Here is an 18,557-nt window from a genome sequence, read left to right on the forward strand (position 1 = left end):
CTCTCGGTTTTGCGTAATCCCGAAAGCTGCCTACACCGTTTGCGATGAGGCGCTACGCCCAGTGCCACCCCCCCGGCCCCAGGACCAGCACCTCGCCCTGGCGGATGCCGAGGCGAGGCGCCGCGTAGATGTCGAGATATCCGAGCGCCACCAGCGCCGCCCGGGCGACGCCGCCATGGGCGACGACAACCGCATCCCGCTCTAGGCCAGCCAGGACCGGGCCCACCCGTTCGACCAGGGTGGCGTAGCTCTCACCGCCGGTGCCGGGCGGACGGTGGTTCCAGCGCGCGCGGTCGCGTGCCGAGGCGCCCCCCGGATCGCGGCGGCGGATCTCGGCCCAGGTCGAGCCCTCCCAGCTGCCGAAGCCGATCTCCCGGAGCCGCGGATCGGTGCGGTACGCCTCCGGCGGCAGGCCGAGCGTCGTCCGCAGGATTTCCATGGTCCGCCGGGTGCGCTTGAGCGGACTCGCGAGGAACTCCGCTTCCGCCACGCCCGGCCCCGCAAGCGCGGCGAGACGCTGCGCCGCGGCGACGGCCTGCGCCTCCCCTTGAGGGTTGAGATCGATGTCGCGACTGCCCTGCAGGCGGCCCTCGGCGTTCCAAGCGGTCTGGCCGTGGCGGATGAAGTAGATCGTGGCCAACCGTGTCAAAGTCCTGTCGCTGCGCAGGCGCCCGGAACGGCCGGGCTTGCCAACCGTTCTGGGCGTTCGTCGGCAATGCCCCTCAACAGGTCCTGCCCATGTCCAAGAAACACGGTAAGCATCTTCCCGGCCAGTCGCGAGACGACGGTGTGACAGACAGCCCCGATCGGCACGAAGCCGCCCGGGCCGGCGCACCCTCGACCGCCCGTTGGGCCGGGGCGGCCGACGCGATCGCCGGGACGGCCCCGGCGGCCTTGGGCGCTCACCGGCCGGTCCGGATCCTGGCCGCCCCGGGCATCGTGACGGTGGAGCCCGGGACGCGCATCGACCTCGCGGCCGTGGATTGCGACGCCGATGGCGGTCTCGACAAGGTCTGGGCGAAGGAGGCTCTCGCCCAGGAGCGCGACCGCATCAGCGCGCTGCAGGAGCAGCTCTATGCCGAGCGGGCGCGCAGCCTGCTGCTGGTGTTCCAGGCGATCGACACCGGCGGCAAGGACGGGACGATCCGCTCGGTGCTCAAGGGCGTGAATCCGCAGGGCTGCGCGGTGGCGTCGTTCAAGGTGCCGTCGAGCGAGGAGCTCGATCACGACTTCCTGTGGCGCTACCACGCGCGGGTGCCGGGGCGCGGCATGATTGGGGTGTTCAACCGCAGCCATTACGAGGATGTGCTCGTGGTGCGGGTGAAAGGCCTGGTGCCGGACAAGGTCTGGCAGGGACGTTACCGGCTGATCAACGATTTCGAGCGGCTTCTCACCGAATCCGGCACGGTGGTGATCAAGTTCTTCCTGCACATCTCCAAGGGCGAGCAGAAGAAGCGCTTGGAGGCCCGGATCGCCGACCCCGAGAAGAACTGGAAGTTCGACCCCGCCGACCTCGTCGAGCGGAAATCCTGGGACGCCTACCAGCAGGCCTTCGCCGACGCGCTCTCGCAATGCTCGACGCCGCAGGCGCCGTGGCTGGTGGTGCCGGCCAACCACAAGTGGTTCCGCAACTACGTGATTGCCCGCACGATCGCCGATACGCTCGAAGCGATGGACCCGCGATTCCCGAAGGCGAAGAAGGGCATCGCCGAGTTGAAGATCCCGGACTGATCCGAAGAGGTGCCGCATGCTGGTGGTTCGGGAAATCGCGGTCTCGGGCTACCGCTCCCTACGGCGGATTGGCTTCCCGGTGGACGATCTCTCGGTGTTCGTCGGTGGCAACGGCACCGGCAAGACCAACCTCTATCGCGGCCTCGAATTGCTGCAGGACGCGGCCCGGGGGACGCTCACCCGCGCGCTTGCCGCGGAAGGCGGCATGGACTCGGTGCTCTGGGCCGGACGTCGGCGGCACGGCGAGGCGGCCCGGATCCGCCTATCCGCCACCCTGCACGATGACGGGACCGGACAGGTGTTTACCTACGCGGTCGAGGTCGGGCTCGTGCAGCAGGCCGGCGGCACCACCTACGGCGCCGCCTTCCGCAAGGAACCGCAGGTGAAGGCCGAGCGGTTGACCGTCCGGACGGGCGCCCGCACGGCGGTCATCCTCGACCGCGATGGCCGGACCGGCTTCGCCCGCGACGAGGAGGGGCGCAAACGGCCGCTGGGCCTGGATCTGCTGCCCACAGAGACCGCGCTCGGCACCTTCCTGGACGCCACGCGCCACCCGGAGATCGCCCTGGTTCGGCTCGCCATGACGGCCTGGCGCTTCCACCACGATTTTCGCACCGATGCCGAGTCGCCGCTCCGCCGCCCGTGCCTGGCGGTGACGACGCCGACCCTCGCCTCGGACGGGTCCGACCTCGCCGCCGTGTTCGCCACCCTGGCCCATATCCGGCAGGACACGGGCGATCTCGACGAAGCGCTGGACGGCGCCTTCCCGGGCGCCCGGCTCGTGGTGCCGGAGCCGGGGCGCGAGGCAAGCTTCGGGGTCACCTTCCGGGACTTCCCGGGCCGCATCTTCGCGGCCACGGAGCTGTCGGACGGGACGCTGCGCTACCTCGCGCTCACCGGAGCGCTGCTGGCCTACCGCCTGCCGCCCTTCATCGCCCTGAACGAGCCGGAAGCGAGCCTGCATCCCGATCTGATGGAACCGCTCGCCCGGATGATCGCCCGGGCCGCCGAGCGCACTCAGATCTGGCTGGTCACGCATTCCGAGCGGCTGGCGGACGGGATCGCGACCCATGGCGGCGCGCGCCCGCGCGTCGTGATCAAGCGCGACGGCGAGACCTGGATCGACGGGCTCACGCTGTCGGGTGAATTCGCCGACGCGAACGACGGCGAAGTCGATTAATCCTTGTCGAGGGTCAGGTCCGGCGCTTCGGGGTTCTTCATGCCGACGACGTGGTAGCCCGCATCGACGTGCAGGATCTCGCCGGTCATGCCGGCCGACATGTCGGAGATCAGATAGGCGGCCGTCTCGCCGACCTCGCCGATGGTCACGGTCCGGCGCAGGGGCGCGTTATACTCGTTCCACTTCAGGATGTAGCGGAAGTCGCCGATGCCCGAGGCCGCCAGGGTCTTGATCGGGCCGGCCGAGATCGCGTTGACCCGGATGTTCTTCGGGCCGAGATCGGCCGCCAGGTAGCGCACCGAGGCTTCGAGCGCCGCCTTGGCCACGCCCATGACGTTGTAGTGCGGCATCCACTTCTCGGCGCCGTAATAGGTCAGCGTCAGCAGGGAGCCGCCGGGGCGCAGGATCTTCTCGGCGCGCTGGGCTACGGCCGTGAACGAGTAGCACGAGACCAGGAGCGACTTGGTGAAGTTCTCCTCGGACGTCTCCAGATAGCGGCCGGTCAGCTCGTCCTTGTCCGAGAAGGCGATGCAGTGGACGACGAAGTCGATGCCTTCGGGGAAGACGCGCGCGGCCTCCGCGAACACGGCGTCGATCGTGGCCGCATCGGTCACGTCGCAATGCCCGATGACATGCGCGTCGAGTTCCTTCGCCAGGGGCTCGACCCGCTTGCGCAGGGCGTCGCCCTGATAGGTGAAGGCGAGTTCGGCCCCGTGCGCGCGGGCGCTGCGGGCGATGCCCCAGGCGATCGAGCGGTTGTTGGCGACGCCGAGCACGAGGCCCCGCTTGCCCGCCAGAATGCCCTGCCCGTGTTCCGCCATGATCGATCCTGGAAACCTCTCGGCCCCTTGCGGCACCGGGGGTCTCCTTAACGGAGCCGGCCCGGCGACGGAAGTCCGCCCTCGACCGCATGACGGTCGGGGGCGTCGCGTGTGTCAGGCGGCTTTGGCGCGCCGGCCACGGGCGAAGTCGGTGAGGATCGGATCCTCGTTCTCCGGCAGGGTGATCGCCGTTGTGGCGAACAGGTCGCCGCGGGTGCCGTCCTTCTTGGGCAGGCCCTTGCCGCGCAACCGGAAGGTGCGGCCGGAACTGGTCATCGGCGGCATCTTCATCTCGACGGCGCCGGTCAGGGTCGGCACCCGGATCATGCCGCCGAGCACGGCGTCCTCCAGCGGCACCTCGACGTTGGTGCGCAGGTCGGCGCCATCGACGGTGAAGCGGGGATGCGGGCGGATGCGGATGGTGAGCAGCGCGTCGCCGGGCTCGCCGCGGGGTCCGGCGCTCTGGCCGAGGCCGCGGAGCCGAATGGTCTGGCCGTCCTCGACGCCCCGGGGGATCACCACGTCGACCTCGCGGCCGGTGGGGAGCGCCAGCCGCAGCTTCTCCTCGCTGGCGACCTGCTCCAGGCTCACGGACAGTTCGGCCGCGACATCCTCGCCCTTGGCCGCCTGGCGGGCGCCGCCAGGCCCGGCGCCGCCCGCGCGGAACGCCTCGCCGAAGATGTGCGAGAAGATGTCCTCGCCCATCCCGCCGCCGCCCATCCCACCGCCCATGCCGCCCTGCCGGCTGCGGGCCATGTTTTCGAAATCGAAGCCGCTGGACCTGCCGCCGCCGCCGAAGCCGCCCGAGAATCCCTCGAATCCGGAGGCGCGCGGCCGTCCGTCGGCATCGATCTCGCCGCGGTCGAACTGCTTGCGCTTCTCGGAATCGCCCAGGATCTCGTAGGCCGAGTTCGCCTCGGCGAACCGGTCCTTGGCCTTGACGTCGTCCTTGTTGCGGTCGGGGTGGAAGTCCTTGGCGAGCTTGCGGTAAGCCTTCTTGATGTCGGCTTCGCTCGCTCCCTTGGGGACGCCCAGCACGTCGTAGGGATTGCGCATCGGTCTCTTGGGCTATGCGGTGTGGAATTTCCACCCGGATGTGGGAAGGATGTTGCATCCCTGCAACGATCGCGGCGGCGAAAGTCTGCGGGTTCGGGCCCTGCGTCAAGCGGCGGATCTCGCCCCCGCGCGCGCGACGGCATAACCTTGACGCACGACGCCCGCACCGACCCATCGGGGTCGGGGCGCAGGAGAGATAAGCGATGCAGTACGCCTGCGACCACGTTCACCTGCGCAGCCGTGACGCCGTGAAGGCCGCCGCCTTCTACGTCGAAACCTTCGGGGCCACGGAGGTGAAGCGCGTCGGCGCCGATCCGGTGCAGCGCATGGTGCTCGACCTCGGCGGCCTGACCGTGTTCATCGAGCAGGCCCCGGCCGAGACCGCGCCGGCCACGCAGACGCCCTGTCTCGGCATCGAGCATATCGGCCTGCGCGTCGCCGACATCGACGCCGCCATGAGCGATCTCGCGGCCCGCGGCGTCACCGTGCGGGCCGGCATCACCGAGCGCGGCCCCGGCCTGCGGATCGCCTTCGTGGAGGGTCCGGACGGGGCGCTGATCGAGATCCTGGAGCGTCGGTCCGCCTGATGGCTTTTTCTGTCGGACGCGGCCTCGCGGGAGCGCTGTTGGTATTCCTCGCCCTGGCCGGCGGGGCGGCCGCGCGCCCGTTCACCGACGCGGCCGGCCGCACCGTCGAGCTTCCCGAAAAGATCAACCGGGTCCTGGCCGCGGGGCCGCCGGCCTCGGTGCTGCTCTACAGCCTCGCCCCCGATCGGATGGCCGGCTGGGTGAGCGCGCCCGCACCGGCCGCCCTGCCCTATCTCGAACCCCGCACCCGGACGCTCCCGGCCTTCGGGCGGCTGACCGGGCGCGGCGGCACCGCCAATGTCGAAGCGGTGCTGGCCGCCAAGCCGGACCTGATCGTCGATTCGGGCAGCCTCGGGCCGACCTACGCGTCGCTCGCCGACCGGGTGCAGGCCCAGACCGGGATCCCCTACATCCTGCTCGACGGCGCGTTCTCCACAATGCCCGAGACCTACCGGCAGCTCGGGGCGGCCCTCGGCCGGCAGGAAGACGCGGATGCCCTGGCCGCCTACGCCCAGGCGTTGACCGACGCCGTCGCAAAGGCGGTCGGGTCCCTGCCGGAGTCGCAGCGTCCCCGGGTCTATTACGCCCGCGGTCCCCGCGGGCTGGAGACGGGCTTTGCCGGGTCGATCAACACCGAGCTGCTGGAGGCGGCCGGCGCCCGCAACGTCGCCCAGGATGGCGGCGGCCGGCTCGGGACCGTCTCCCCCGAGCAGGTGCTGGCCTGGAACCCGGAGGTGATCGTCACCCTCGATCCGACCTTCGCGGCGACCGCCCGCACCGACCCGATCTGGAAGGACGTGAAGGCCGTGCAGACCGGCCGGATCTACCTGGCGCCGCTGCAGCCGTTCCCGTGGTTCGATGCACCGCCGGGGGTCAATCGACTGATCGGCCTGCGCTGGCTTGCCGGCCTGCTCCATCCGGATCTGTTCCCGGAGCCGATGTCCGACGTGGTGCGCGCCTTCTACCGACGCTTCTACCATGTCGAGCTCGACGCCGAAGAGGCCGCCGCGATCCTGTCGTCGAGCCCGGCCCGGTGAGCCGGGGCCCCACGGCCGTCGCAGGCGAAGCTCCGACCCGGAAACAGATCGGCATCCCGGCGGCGATCCTCTCCGGGTTCGCCCTGCTGGCGCTGATCCTGGCCGCCCTGGCCATCGGCAAGTACCCGGTCTCCCTGGCGGATCTCGGCGCCGTGCTCGGGCACCGGCTCCTCGGCCTACCATCGCGGGCGCCGGCCGCGGTCGAGACCGTGGTGATGCAGGTCCGCCTGCCCCGAGTGGTGGCCGCCCTGGTGGTCGGAGCGGCCCTGTCGGCGGCGGGGGCGACCTATCAGGGCCTGTTCCGCAATCCGCTGGTCTCGCCCGACATTCTCGGCGTCTCGGCCGGGGCCGGGCTCGGGGCGGTGCTCGGGATCTATCTCGGCCTGCCGGTGGCGGCGATCCAGGGGCTCGCCTTCGTGGGCGGCCTCGGGGCGGTCGCCCTGGTCTACGGCGTCGGTCTGGCGGTGCAGCGCCAGGATCCGGTCCTGACCCTGGTGCTCGCGGGCGTTGCGGTGGGCGCGGTCCTCGGCGCCGGGATCTCCCTGCTGAAGGTCCTGGCCGATCCCTACAATCAATTGCCGGCGATCACCTTCTGGCTGCTCGGCAGCCTCTCCTCGGTGACCCTCGGCGATATCGGGGCGATCCTGCCGATGATGCTGCTGGGCCTGGCGCCCCTCGTGATGCTGCGCTGGCGCATGAACCTGATGAGCCTCGGCGACGAGGAGGCGCGGGCGCTCGGGGTCGAGACCCGAGTGCTGCGGCCGGTGCTGGTCGCCGGGGCGACGCTCGTGACGGCCGCCGCCGTCTCGATGACCGGGGTGATCGGCTGGATCGGCCTGATCGTCCCGCACATCGCCCGCCTCTTGGTCGGGCCGGATTACCGCCGGCTGCTGCCGGCCTCGCTGGTTCTGGGGGCCGCCTACCTGCTCACCGTCGACCTGATCGCCCGCAGCGCCGGGACGATCGAGGTGCCGCTCGGTATCCTTACGGCCCTGGTCGGCGCGCCGTTCTTCCTGTGGCTGCTGGCGGCCGGGCGGCGGGGGCTCGGCTGATGCTGCTGCGGGTCGAGGATCTGGCCTTCGGCTACGGCGCTCGTACGGTCGGCGCAGATGTCTCGTTCGGCCTGGAGGCCGGCGAAGTGCTGTGCCTGCTCGGCCCGAATGGCGGCGGCAAGACCACCCTGTTCAAGACCTTGCTCGGTCTGCTGCCGGCGCGGGCCGGGCGCGTCGCCCTCGACGGCGCCGACTTGTCCACGCTGTCGCGCACCGCAATCGCCCGGGCGATCGCCTACGTGCCGCAGGCCCATGCGGCGTTCTTCCCGTTCACGGTGCGCGAGGTGGTGGTGATGGGTCGGGCGAGCCGGCTCGGGCCATTCTCCGCCCCCGGACCTTCGGACGAGGCAGCGGCGAGGCGGGCGCTTGAGACGCTCGGCATCGGGCACCTGTCGGACAAGATCTACACGGAGATCAGCGGCGGTGAGCGGCAGCTCGTGCTGATCGCCCGGGCGCTCAGCGGCGAGCCGCGGCTGCTGATGATGGACGAGCCGACCGCGAGCCTCGATTTCGGCAACCAGGCCCGGGTGCTGACGCAGGTCCGCCGCCTCGCCCGGTCCGGCATCGCCGTGATGCTGTCGACCCACGATCCCGACCATGCGCTGCTCTGTGCCGACCGGGTCGTGGCCCTGCAGGACGGCCGCCTCACCGCCTATGGGCCGCCGGCCGAGACGATCACGCCCGCGCTGCTGCGCCGGCTCTACGGGATCGACGTGGTGGTGGCACGGGTTCCGGGCGTCGCGGCCCCGGTCTGCGCGCCGGTGCTCGACTGACGACCGTCAGACCGCCTCAGCCGCGCGCTCTGCCGGGCAACGCCATGGCCGGCTCCAGATCGCCGTCGACGGGGGCCGGCGGCTCGATCCGGTCGAAGCCGTCCGCGGTATAGACGGCGCCGAGCACGGTCTTGAAATGCCGCTGCACCCGGCCGTGGCACTCGCAGGCGGCCCCCGACATCGCCCGGCGGTCGAGCACCGTGATGCGCCCGCGCCCGACGCGGATCAGGCCCTGATCCTGAAGCGTCCGCAGGATGCGCGTCAGGTAGGTGCGCTGGACGCCGAGCATGGAGGCCAGCAATTCGTGGGTGATCGGCAGCGTGTCGCCGCCGATCCGGTCCTGGAGCGTCAGGAGCCAGCGCAGGCAGCGCTGCTCGATCGGGTGCAGGGCGTTGCAGGCCGCCGCCTGGAGCACCTGGGCCAGGAGGCAGTCGGAGTAGCGCGCGAACAGGTTGCGGATTTCGGTGGACCGGCGCTTGGCATCCTGGAGACGCTCCGCATCGAGGCGCAGCATCGGGCCGCCGATCTGCACGATCGCCTCGGTGGAGGCCGGCACCCGGCCCGCGCTGACGATGCCGCCGACCGCGCCTTCGCGCCCGATCGTGGCGGTCTCGGCGCAGCGCCCGTCCCGGGTGGCGATGATGAGAGCCACGACGGTCTGGTCGCACGGGAAGGTGATGTGCGTCACGTCCGAGCCCGCCTGGAACACGCTCGCCCCCTTGTCGAAGGAGACCGGTTCGAGATGGGGCGCGATCAGCGCGCGGTCGGGCTCCCGAAGCGCATCGAGGAGCAGGTTGCCCGTGAGGGAGGCGGCGCGGTCAGCGGGCATTGCAGGCAGGGGATCATGGGAGAAGAGGCTCCCGGAAGGATCCTCGTCGAGCGGCCCGCCGGCGTGCGGGAGAATCCGACACGCTTATATCCCAGCCTGTGTTGGCAAACCAACTTAAGTCTATCGGGCACGATCATTTATTTGTCGGTGCACAAACCCTGTTCCGAGAGCCGCCGGTGCTCGCGGGGATCGCAATCGGTCGACAGGAACGAGGCCCAGTCGGACGGCGTGCCGTAGAAGGCGTTCCGGTCGACGTCGCCCTGCACCCCGGGGACGCGCCCGGTCGAGGTGAACTGCCACAGCATCCACTTCCGATTGACGAAGCGTTGCTCCGGCTCGGCCGCGGTGGAGCGCAGCCAGTGCGGGTAGTCGGGCAATTCGCCTTCGAGCACGTCCTTGTGGAAGGTGATGTCGGTGTAGATGATCGGGCGCTTGCCGGTGTAGCGCTCCATCTCCTCGAGCATCTCGGTGACCATCGCCAGGGCCTGCGCCTTCGGCAGCTTCTTCGGGCAGGTCTGCGAGTGGCCGTTCCACTCGACGTCGAGCACCGGCGGCAGGGCCGTCGGGTCGTTCGGGACGTTGCGCTTGAACCACTCCATCTGGTCCCGGGCCGAGCGGCACCAGAACACGAAGTGGTAGGCGCCGCGCGGCACGCCGGCCCGGGCCGCGTTGTCCCAGTTTGTCCGGAAGCGCTCGTCGACGTGGTCGCCGCCCTCGGTCGCCTTGATGAAGGCGAACTGGGTGCCAGCCGCCCGGACCGAGGCCCAGTCGACGTTGCCCTGCCACTTCGAGATGTCGATGCCCTGGATCGGGTGCTGCTTGGCCTTGGCCACGCCCGGATGGGGCTTGGCGTCACCCTTGGTCGGGTAGAAATCGTTGTTCGACGCGCAGGCCGCGAGGCCGGCCATCACCGCGACGGCCAGGACCCGCGTGGCGAATCGCCGAACGCCCTTCAGACGGCCGGCACCCCGGCCCGATTCGGCGGACGGCGCCTGCGAAAGCTTGTAATCCCGCACCATCAGTGTTCAGCCCGCCACCGAAGAAGCGCCAAAGTCAGGCGTAATCGATGGCCCTGGCGCAGTTAACGGAGCTTTGCGATCATTGCGGCGGAATTCCGGGATGCGTTGCACCGCCGCGACATACCGCTTCAATCCCCGGTTGGTGCACAGGCCCGGATCCGGCTAAGTGCCGGTCCCGCAACGCGAGTCCCGACACGGTCCCGTGAGCAAGCTTTTATTCACCATAGGCTACGAAGGGCTCGACCCGGAGCGGCTGACCGACGCCTTGAAGTCGGCGGGCGTCGCCGTGCTCGCCGACGTGCGGGCGGTGGCGAATTCGCGCAAGCGCGGCTTCTCGAAGGGCGCGCTCGGCACCGGTCTCGTGGAGGCAGGGCTCGGCTACGCGCATCTGCGCAGCCTGGGCACGCCGAAATCCGGCCGCGAGGCCGCCCGGGCCGACGATGCGGCGCTGATGCGCAGGATCTACTGCGAGGAGGTGCTCGACACGGCCGCGGGCGGCGTCGCCCTGGACGAACTCGCCGCCATGGCGGAGGCCGCGCCGACCTGCTTGCTCTGCTTCGAGCGGGACCCGGCCCGCTGCCACCGCCGCGTGCTGGCCGAGCGGCTGGCGGACCGGGGATTTTCCGTCACCGACCTGTTCGGTTGAATCGCCGCCGGCTTCAGCCGTCGCGCATGAATGAAACGTGCGTCCCTTTCCCGGGTCGCATTCCACTCTTGCTCCATGCGCCCGGGAAAGGGGCAGCGTGAAACCGGCACCATTCGGCAGAGCCAGTTCTTATCTCGATCAGCGCATCGCCCGCGTGGCGGCGAACCGCCGGATCGGCGCCATGGCGGCGCTGAGCAGCATCCGGGATGTCCGCACGGCGCCGAATTCCCGCGGGATCGGCCGGCGGCGATTCGGGTCGTTCACCGGCTCGACCGGCAGGTACAGGGCTTCGAGGAACGACATCTCCAGTAGCGTCGTGCCGGCCTCGTCGGCGATCACCAGGGCGGCGTCGAGCAGCCGGGGGTCGCCGCCGTGCTGGCGCATCAAGCCGCGGACGATGGTCCGGGCCGCCGTCCGGGCGGCATCCATGTCCGTGATGTCCTGGGCCGTCGGCGCGGCGAGGTAGGCGCCGTCGAGGCGGATGTAGAAATAGGCGCGGACCATGGGGGCGCTCTCCGGATCGGGCGGCGATCGTCAGTCAGCAATCGTCAGGCGGCCTGGGCGCCGTCCTGGGGCTCGGCCTTCTCGACCGCCGATTTCGGATCGAAGGCGTCCGCCAAGAGGCTGAGCCGGCGGGCCATGTCCCGGACCTCGTTGAGCGCGATCGACTTCTGGCCTTCCTTCACCGCCCGGGTGATGTCGCTGACCTGCGTGGTGGCGACCCGCCTCAGTTCGTCGGCGAGCTGGTGGCTGCTCATCATCGCGTCCGTTCCCGAATTGGTGCGTCTGTGCCGGGACCGTGGTGGGACGCCGCTTACCAACGGGTTTCGCAGTGCCGCGATGCCTGTGGACAAGCCAGAGAGCGTTTCAGTCCTGCAGGTGGCGGGCCGCGATGATCGATGCGGCGGTGCGATTCTCCACACCGAGCTTGGCGTAGATGCCCTCCAGGTGCTTGGTCACGGTGCGGTGGCTGAGGCCTAAAATCTCGCCGATGTCGCGGCTCGATTTCCCCCGGGACAGCCAGAGCAGGACCTCGGCCTCGCGGCCGGTGACGGGAAGCCGGGCCCGCAGCCGCTCGATGCCGCCGGAGGCCTCCTCGCGCGACAGGCGCAGCAGGATCTCGTCCGGGGTGCGGCCGATGAAGCTGAGCGCGTAAGCCGTGCCGTCGGGGCCGGTGAGCGTCAGGGCGTTGGAAGATGCGCCGGTGAGGCAGCCGCGCAGCCAGTCCCGGGCGCGGGCGGGCAGTTCGAGGGTGCCGGACGGGTCGGCGCCAAGCCCGGCGAGCAGCCGCCCGGCCTGCGGGGTCGCCCACAGCACCGCGCCCGCCTCCGAGACCGCGAACAGGGTGCGCCCGGCGGTGTCGAGGGCGGCCCGGGCGCTCTGCGCGGCCCGGGCGCTGGCGAGGTGCACGCGGATCCGGGCCAGGATCTCGTCGGGAGCGATCGGCTTGGTGACGTAGTCGATCCCGCCGGCGCTCAGACCCTTCACGATATGCTCGGTCTCGCTCAAGCCGGTCATGAAGATCACCGGCACGCCGGCGAGCTGCGGCTTGGCCTTGAGCCGCCGGCAGGTCTCGAACCCGTCCATGCCCGGCATCATCGCGTCGAGCAGGATCACGTCCGGGGTGATCTCGTCGACCAGCGCCAGGGCGAGGTCGCCGCCCACCGCCACCAGCACGGTGGCGCCGGAGCGCTCGATCGCCTCGGTGAGGAAGCTCAGCGTGTCGGGCGAATCGTCCACCACCAGGACGATGTCGCGGCTCGGCTGGTTCGTCGGCGCCTCAGCCATGGCGGGCGAGTCCTTGCAGGACCGAGAGGTAGCGGCGCAGGTCGTAGCCCTCCACGAGGCCGCGCATCTGGGCCACGAAGGCGGGCGGGACCGTCGCGTCGCCCTCCATCTGAGCGAGCTTGGCCTCGATGGCCCGGATATGGCCGATCCGGCCGAGGCGCAGCAACTCGCCGACATGGGCGGATCCGGGATGGCCGATCTCGGCGAGCGCCGGGGCGGGCTCGCGCAAAGCCGGCGTCGCCGCGTCGGTCCATTCGAGGTGGAGCAGCTTGCCGATCCGCTCCAGCACGTCGCGCAGGTCGAAGGGTTTTGCGAAGATCGCGTCGTGGGGGGCGTCGTCGCCGCGCACGGGGCTGATCTCGTGGACGTTGGCCGACATCATGGCGATCGGCCCGGTATGCCCCTCGGCCCGGAGCGTCGCGGCGGCGGCCCAGCCGCTCATGCCCGGCATGGCGATGTCGAGCAGGATCAGGTCGATCCCGCCCCTGGCCACGGCCGCCAGGCATTCCGGTCCCGAGCCCGCCTCGATCACAAGAATCCCGTGCGGTTCCAGGATCGCCCGCATCAGGGCGCGGTGGGCGGTGTCGTCGTCGGCCACCAGGACCGTGCGGCGGGCGCCGGCATAGGCCCGCTCCGGCGCAGAGGCCGGGGCCGGCAGCACGATCGGAGCGGGCTGGGCCACGGAGGCCAGCATCAGGCGCAGCCGGGCCTGCGTACCGCCGCCGGGCGCTGCCGCCACGGTGATCTCGCCGCCCAGGAGCTGCGACAGCAGGTCGGCGATGGTGAGCCCGAGCCCCGTCCCCGGGGTGCTGCGAGCGGCCGGGGTCGAGCCCCGCTCGAACGGCTGGAAAATCCGGGCCAGATCCGCCTCCGGGATGCCCGGGCCGGTGTCGCGGATCGTGAACACCGCGATCTGGCTGCGGTAGCTCAGATCCAGCGAGACGGTGCCGGACGGCGTGAACTTGATCGCGTTGGACAGGAGGTTGAGCAGCACTTGGCGCAGGCGCTTCTCGTCGGTGGCGACCACCGCCGGCAGGATCTCCGGCCGCGAGAACCGGAATTCGAGGCCCGCCTCCCGGGCCTGGAGCCGGACCATATCGACCAGCTGGTCGAGGAACTCGGTGAGCCGGACCTCGTCTCGGTGGATCTCGAGGCGGCCGGCCTCCATGCGCGAGATGTCGAGCAGGCCGTCGATCAGCCCGGAGAGGTGCTGGGCGCTGCGCCTTATCACCCGGATGCCGTTGAGGCGCGGGGCCGGGATCGCGGGATCGGATTCGAGGAGCTGGGCGTAGCCGAGCACGGTCGAGAGCGGCGTGCGCAACTCGTGGCTGATGCCGACGACGTAGCGGCTCTTGGCGAGGTTGGCGGCCTCGGCCCGCTCCTTGGCCTCCTGCAGCTTGGCGTCGGTGAGCTTGTGGGCCGCGATCTCGGCCTCGTAGAGGGCGGTCTGGCGCATGGTCTCGGACTGGGCGACGCGCCGGCTCTCCTGGGCGAGCACGAACAGCCACGCCACCACGCCGAGGATCACAACCAGGATGAAGAACACGCTGGTGAGCGCCGAGCGCAGGACGTCGCGATGCTCGGGATGCGCGATGGTCGCGCCGGCATGGACGATCCCCAGGATCAGGCCGATCACCGCGCAGAGCGTCAGCATGACCGCCAGATAGCGGCCGAGCGGCGCGCCGATCCAGGCGGCGGTGCGGCCGGGCAGGATCCGGCCGAGCGCCTGCTGCGCCTGGGCCTCCAGCCGGCCGTGCGGCTTGCACAGGTCGCCGCAGCGGGCGTCGAGGGAGCAGCACAGGGAGCAGATCGGGGCGTCGTAGGCCGGGCAATGGGCCATGTCCTCGCCCTCGAACGGCAATTCGCAGACCCGGCAGGTGATCTCGCCCGCCCCCCAGTCGCGCTTCGGATTCCGGGCGAGGTACCAGCGGCCGTCGGTGGCCCAGGCGATCACCGGCGCCGCGCTGAAGGCGGTCGCCAGGGTCAGGAGCGGCGCGAAGGGCTGGAGTGCGTGGCCGAGGAGCCCCGCATAGGCGAGGCCGCCGACGGCGAGCGCCAGCACCATGGCGCCGGTCCCCACCGGGTTGATCGCGTAGAGATGGGCGCGCTTGAACTCGATACCCGGGGGCGAGAGGCCGAGCGGCTTGTTCACCGCGAGGTCGGCGGCCAGCGCTCCCACCCAGGCCGAGACCACGGAGGCGTAGAGCGGCAGCGTGCTCTCGATGGTCTTGTCGATGCCGAGCTCCATCAGGAGCACCGCGATCGCCACGTTGAACACCAGCCAGACCACCCGCCCCGGATGGCTATGGGTCAGCCGGGAGAAAAAATTCGACCACGCGATCGAGCCGGCATAGGCGTTGGTCAGGTTGATCTTGAGCTGCGAGACCAGGACGAACAGCCCGGTGAGCAATAGGGCCGCACGGCCGCCCTCCCCGGTGACGTAGCCGAACGCCACCGCGTACATCCGGGTCGGCTCGGCGGCGTGCTCGGGCGGGACGCCGTGCCCGAGCGCCAGGACCGCGAGACCGGCGCCGAGCAGGATCTTGAGCATGCCGGGCACGATCCAGCCGGCACCGCCCGACAGCACCGCCAGCCACCAGCGCCAGTCGCGCGGGCCGACAGGCTCGGGCACGAATCGCAAGAAGTCGACCTGCTCGCCGACCTGGGCCAGCAGGGCCAGCAGCACCCCGGTGGCGAGCCCGAACCGGCCGATGTCGAAGGCCGCTCCGCCGCCGTCGAGTCCCGGGAAATCCGCGAGTGCGTGGAGGGGCTCCGGGCCTTGCGCCGCCACGAAGGCGAGCGGCAGCAAACTCAATCCGATCCAGAGCGGCTGCGTCCAGATCTGGAAGCGACTGATCAGCCGGATGCCGTAGACCACCAGGGGAATCACCGCGGCGGCGCAGAGGAGGTAGCCGACGCCCAGCGGCAGCCCGAAGCAGAGCTGCAGCGCCAGGGCCATGATCGCCGCCTCGATGGCGAAGAACAGGAAGGTGAAGCTCGCGTAGATCAGCGACGTGACCGTGGAGCCGAGATAGCCGAACCCGGCGCCCCGGGTCAGCAGGTCCATGTCGAGCCCGTAGCGCGCCGCGTAGACGGTGATCGGCGCCGCGGTGGCGAAGATGATCAGGCCGACCACCAGCACGGCGGCCAGCGTGTTGGGGAAGCCCGCCGTCAGCGCCAGGGTCCCGCCGATCGCCTCGAGCGCCAGGAACGAGACCGAGCCCAAAGCCGTCTGCGCCACCTGGAAGCCGGACCAGCGCCGCGCCTTCTTGGCGGTGAAGCGGAGGGCGTAATCCTCCAGCGTCTCGTCGGCGACGAAGCGGTTGTAGTCCCGGCGGATCGGGATGATGCGCTGGGGACCGCTCATCGGTGCCCGGTCCGGCACATGGAGCCGCGTTCGCGCGCGCGCGCGCGGAAAAAATCCAGCGCCCGGGCGCCGCCCACGCTCCCCGCCTTCGCTCCCAACGATCCCTCAGACTTCTGCGCCGCGATGGTGCGCTCGATGCAAGAGAACGGCCATACGCAAAACATCGTATAGGCCGCAGTGCAACCGAAGACCTAGCCTGGACTGGTCGATCCGAGCCGCTTCTCAAGGCCCGGACGCGGATTAAGGCAGGCACGATGGCTGACGACACCGAGACCGGCGCGAAGAACGGCTTGCACTCCCCGCTGCGGCGCAGGCTGCTCATGGGACTGGCCGGCGCACCGGCCCTCGCCCTGATGCCCCGCAGCGCCTGGGCCGCCGCGCCGACCTCCGCGGTGAACACCACCGGGCTCGCCGTGACCGACACCGAGGTGACGGTCGGCATCCTGCACTCGGTCACCGGCACGATGTCGATCTCCGAGACCGGCGCCCAGGAGGCGGAAAAACTCGCCATCGCGCAGATCAACGAGGCCGGCGGCGTGCTCGGCCGCAAGATCAAGATCATCCAGGAGGACGGCGCCTCCGACTGGCCGACCTTCGCCGAGAAGGCCAAGAAGCTCCTGGTCAACGACCATTGCGCCGCCGTGATGGGCTGCTGGACCTCGGCCTCGCGCAAGGCAGTGCTGCCGGTGTTCGAGCAGTATAACGGCCTCCTGTACTACCCGACCTTCTACGAGGGCCTGGAGCAGTCCAAGAACGTGTTCTACACCGGCCAGGAGGCAACGCAGCAGATCCTCGCCGGGCTCGACTGGGTCCACAAGGAGAAGGGCGGCGACAGCTTCTACTTCATCGGCTCGGACTACATCTGGCCGCGCACCTCGAACAAGATCGCCCGCAAGCACGTCGAGAACGTGCTCAAGGGCAAGGTGGTCGGCGAGGAATACTTCCCGCTCGGACACACCCAGTTCAACTCGGTGATCAACAAGATCAAGCTGACTAAGCCGAAGGTGATCTTCACCGACGTGGTCGGCGGCTCCAACGTGGCGTTCTACAAGCAGCTCAAGGCGGCCGGCATCGACCTGTCCAAGCAGGTGCTGATGACGATCTCGGTCACCGAGGACGAGATCGACGGCATCGGCGGCGAGAACATCGCCGGCGCCTATGCTTGCATGAAGTATTTCCAGTCGATCGACAACGAGAACAACAAGGCGTTCGTCACCGCCTTCAAGAAAATGTGGGGCGAGAAGACGGTCATCGGCGACGTGACGCAAGCGGCCTATCTCGGCCCGTTCCTGTGGAAGATGGCCTGCGAGAAGGCCGGCTCGTTCGACGTCGACAAGGTGGTCGCCGCATCGCCGGGCCTGGAGTTCAAGGGCGCGCCGGAAGGCTACGTCCGGATCGACGAGAACCATCACCTCTGGTCGAAGACCCGGGTCGGCAAGGCCAAGCCCGACGGCCAGTTCGAGATCGTCTACACCAGCCCGGAACTGATCAAGCCGGATCCGTTCCCGAAGGGCTACCAGTAGTCGCCGCCGGTCAGGCACCTCCAAGACGCACCCTCATCCTGAGGTGCAGGGCGATCCTCGATCGCCCTGCACCTCAGGAGCCCTCCAGAGACCATCGAGACTTCTGGAGCCCTCCTTCGAGGCCTCCGCTGCGCTGCGGCACCTCAGGATGAGGTGGCTGGATGGGATCACGGGCGCTCGCCGGCGGCGAGACGCATGTCGGATCGGAGACACGAAACAATGTTGGGCGAGTATTCCCTCGGCGACCTCGGCGCGATCTTCGCCATGCAGGGCTTTGCCGGCCTGATCCTGTTCTCGGTCTATCTGCTGATGGCGCTGGGGCTGGCGATCATCTTCGGCCAGATGGGCGTGATCAACATGGCCCACGGGGAGTTCATGATCCTCGGCGCCTACGTCACCTATCTCTGCTCGGCCTTCTGCCAGAGCTACCTGCCGGCGCTGTTCCCGGTCTACTTCTTCGTCGCGATGGGGCTGGCGTTCCTGGCCTCCGCCGCGCTCGGCATGCTGGTGGAGTGGAGCCTGATCCGGTTCCTGTACAAGCGCCCCCTCGACACCCTGCTCGCCACCTGGGGCCTGTCGTTGATCCTGCAGCAGGCCTACCGCTCGATCTTCGGCGCCCGCGAAGTCGGCGTCGAGCTGCCGTCCTGGCTGATCGGCTCGGTGCAGGTCACCGACACGATCGAGATCCCGGTCAACGGCCTGTTCGTGATGGCCATCACCATCCTGATCACGGTGAGCGTAGCGCTGCTGATCTACCGCTCGCGCTTCGGCCAGCAGGTCCGGGCCGTGATGGCCAACCGCGCCATGGCCGGCGCCGTCGGCATCGATACCGAGAAGGTCGACCGCTACACGTTCGGCCTCGGCTGCGGCATCGCGGGCGTCGCCGGCTCGGCCTTCACGATGATCGGCTCCACCGGGCCGACTTCGGGCCAGCTCTACATCGTCGACACCTTCCTGATCGTCGTGTTCGGCGGCGCCGCGAGCCTCTTGGGCACCATCGCGTCGGCCTTCTCGATCTCGCAGACGCAATCGACGCTGGAGTTCTTCCTCTCCGGCTCGATGGCCAAGGTGATCACCCTGCTCGCGGTGGTCGGCATCCTGATGTTGCGGCCGCAGGGCCTCTTCACCCTCAAGGTCCGGCGCTGAGG

At 69.9% G+C, this 18,557-nt stretch carries 18 protein-coding genes; 9 read left to right on the forward strand and 9 right to left on the reverse strand.

Annotated elements, in window-relative coordinates:
- Positions 1-52 precede the first annotated feature (52 nt).
- Positions 53-640, reverse strand: a complete 588-nt coding sequence (locus MKK67_RS31595; RefSeq protein WP_243973024.1) for a histidine phosphatase family protein — start codon at positions 638-640, stop codon at positions 53-55.
- A gap of 98 nt (positions 641-738) precedes the next feature.
- Between MKK67_RS31595 and MKK67_RS31600 the strand changes: the two genes are divergently transcribed.
- Positions 739-1,731, forward strand: coding sequence for a polyphosphate kinase 2 family protein (locus MKK67_RS31600; protein WP_243973025.1), 993 nt, complete (start codon positions 739-741; stop codon positions 1,729-1,731).
- 16 nt (positions 1,732-1,747) lie between these two features.
- Positions 1,748-2,911, forward strand: a complete 1,164-nt coding sequence (locus MKK67_RS31605) for an AAA family ATPase (protein WP_243973026.1) — start codon at positions 1,748-1,750, stop codon at positions 2,909-2,911.
- On the opposite strand, the gene fabI is transcribed toward MKK67_RS31605, so the two are convergent.
- On the reverse strand, positions 2,908-3,732 hold the full coding sequence (fabI, locus tag MKK67_RS31610; protein ID WP_243973027.1) for an enoyl-ACP reductase FabI: 825 nt from the start codon (positions 3,730-3,732) through the stop codon (positions 2,908-2,910). The genes MKK67_RS31605 and fabI overlap by 4 nt on opposite strands.
- A gap of 114 nt (positions 3,733-3,846) precedes the next feature.
- Positions 3,847-4,788, reverse strand: a complete 942-nt coding sequence (locus tag MKK67_RS31615) for a DnaJ C-terminal domain-containing protein (protein WP_243973032.1) — start codon at positions 4,786-4,788, stop codon at positions 3,847-3,849.
- A 203-nt stretch (positions 4,789-4,991) separates the two neighbouring features.
- On the opposite strand from MKK67_RS31615, the gene MKK67_RS31620 reads away from it, so the two are divergent.
- Genes MKK67_RS31620 through MKK67_RS31635 form a run of 4 tightly spaced genes read left to right on the forward strand, consistent with a single transcriptional unit; the run spans position 4,992 to position 8,237 of the window.
- A complete protein-coding gene (locus tag MKK67_RS31620; protein WP_243973033.1) occupies positions 4,992-5,375 on the forward strand; it encodes a VOC family protein in 384 nt (127 codons plus the stop codon).
- Positions 5,375-6,412 carry an iron ABC transporter substrate-binding protein gene (locus MKK67_RS31625; RefSeq protein ID WP_243973034.1) on the forward strand — a complete coding sequence of 346 codons (1,038 nt, stop codon included), beginning with the start codon at positions 5,375-5,377 and terminating at the stop codon, positions 6,410-6,412. The genes MKK67_RS31620 and MKK67_RS31625 overlap by 1 nt, the downstream gene beginning before the upstream one ends.
- Positions 6,413-6,459: 47 nt before the next feature.
- The gene (locus tag MKK67_RS31630; RefSeq protein ID WP_243973376.1) at positions 6,460-7,464 is read left to right on the forward strand and encodes a FecCD family ABC transporter permease; all 1,005 of its coding nucleotides are present in this window, start codon (positions 6,460-6,462) and stop codon (positions 7,462-7,464) included.
- The gene (locus MKK67_RS31635) at positions 7,464-8,237 is read left to right on the forward strand and encodes an ABC transporter ATP-binding protein (RefSeq protein ID WP_243973035.1); all 774 of its coding nucleotides are present in this window, start codon (positions 7,464-7,466) and stop codon (positions 8,235-8,237) included. The genes MKK67_RS31630 and MKK67_RS31635 overlap by 1 nt, the downstream gene beginning before the upstream one ends.
- A 16-nt stretch (positions 8,238-8,253) precedes the next feature.
- Here the strand turns inward: MKK67_RS31635 and MKK67_RS31640 are convergent, their stop codons facing one another.
- Complete coding sequence (locus MKK67_RS31640) at positions 8,254-9,066, reverse strand: Crp/Fnr family transcriptional regulator (RefSeq protein WP_243973037.1); 813 nt, start codon at positions 9,064-9,066, stop codon at positions 8,254-8,256.
- A gap of 137 nt (positions 9,067-9,203) precedes the next feature.
- Complete coding sequence (locus tag MKK67_RS31645) at positions 9,204-9,974, reverse strand: glycoside hydrolase family 25 protein (protein WP_244017504.1); 771 nt, start codon at positions 9,972-9,974, stop codon at positions 9,204-9,206.
- Between the two features lie 313 nt (positions 9,975-10,287).
- Here MKK67_RS31645 and MKK67_RS31650 point away from each other — a divergent pair, with 313 nt between their 5' ends.
- Positions 10,288-10,731 carry a DUF488 family protein gene (locus MKK67_RS31650; protein ID WP_243973041.1) on the forward strand — a complete coding sequence of 148 codons (444 nt, stop codon included), beginning with the start codon at positions 10,288-10,290 and terminating at the stop codon, positions 10,729-10,731.
- Positions 10,732-10,869: 138 nt separating this feature from the next.
- Here the strand turns inward: MKK67_RS31650 and MKK67_RS31655 are convergent, their stop codons facing one another.
- The 4 genes from MKK67_RS31655 to MKK67_RS31670 form a co-directional block, all read right to left on the reverse strand.
- Positions 10,870-11,235: a DUF6894 family protein gene (locus MKK67_RS31655; protein WP_243973042.1), complete on the reverse strand. Its 366-nt coding sequence runs from the start codon at positions 11,233-11,235 to the stop codon at positions 10,870-10,872.
- Positions 11,236-11,279: 44 nt separating this feature from the next.
- Complete coding sequence (locus tag MKK67_RS31660) at positions 11,280-11,492, reverse strand: hypothetical protein (RefSeq protein WP_092041911.1); 213 nt, start codon at positions 11,490-11,492, stop codon at positions 11,280-11,282.
- A gap of 106 nt (positions 11,493-11,598) precedes the next feature.
- The gene (locus tag MKK67_RS31665) at positions 11,599-12,519 is read right to left on the reverse strand and encodes a response regulator transcription factor (RefSeq protein ID WP_243973044.1); all 921 of its coding nucleotides are present in this window, start codon (positions 12,517-12,519) and stop codon (positions 11,599-11,601) included.
- Positions 12,512-15,886, reverse strand: a complete 3,375-nt coding sequence (locus MKK67_RS31670; RefSeq protein ID WP_243973046.1) for an ATP-binding protein — start codon at positions 15,884-15,886, stop codon at positions 12,512-12,514. Before MKK67_RS31670 ends, MKK67_RS31665 begins: the two co-directional genes overlap by 8 nt.
- A gap of 254 nt (positions 15,887-16,140) precedes the next feature.
- Here MKK67_RS31670 and urtA point away from each other — a divergent pair, with 254 nt between their 5' ends.
- Both urtA and urtB read left to right on the forward strand, forming a co-directional pair.
- Positions 16,141-17,409, forward strand: a complete 1,269-nt coding sequence (gene urtA, locus MKK67_RS31675; protein WP_243973048.1) for an urea ABC transporter substrate-binding protein — start codon at positions 16,141-16,143, stop codon at positions 17,407-17,409.
- Between the two features lie 219 nt (positions 17,410-17,628).
- Positions 17,629-18,555: an urea ABC transporter permease subunit UrtB gene (urtB, locus tag MKK67_RS31680; protein ID WP_243973049.1), complete on the forward strand. Its 927-nt coding sequence runs from the start codon at positions 17,629-17,631 to the stop codon at positions 18,553-18,555.
- Positions 18,556-18,557 lie beyond the last annotated feature (2 nt).

It is taken from the genome of Methylobacterium sp. J-072 (assembly GCF_022829425.1).
In the GTDB taxonomy this organism is placed as follows: Bacteria; Pseudomonadota; Alphaproteobacteria; order Rhizobiales; family Beijerinckiaceae; genus Methylobacterium.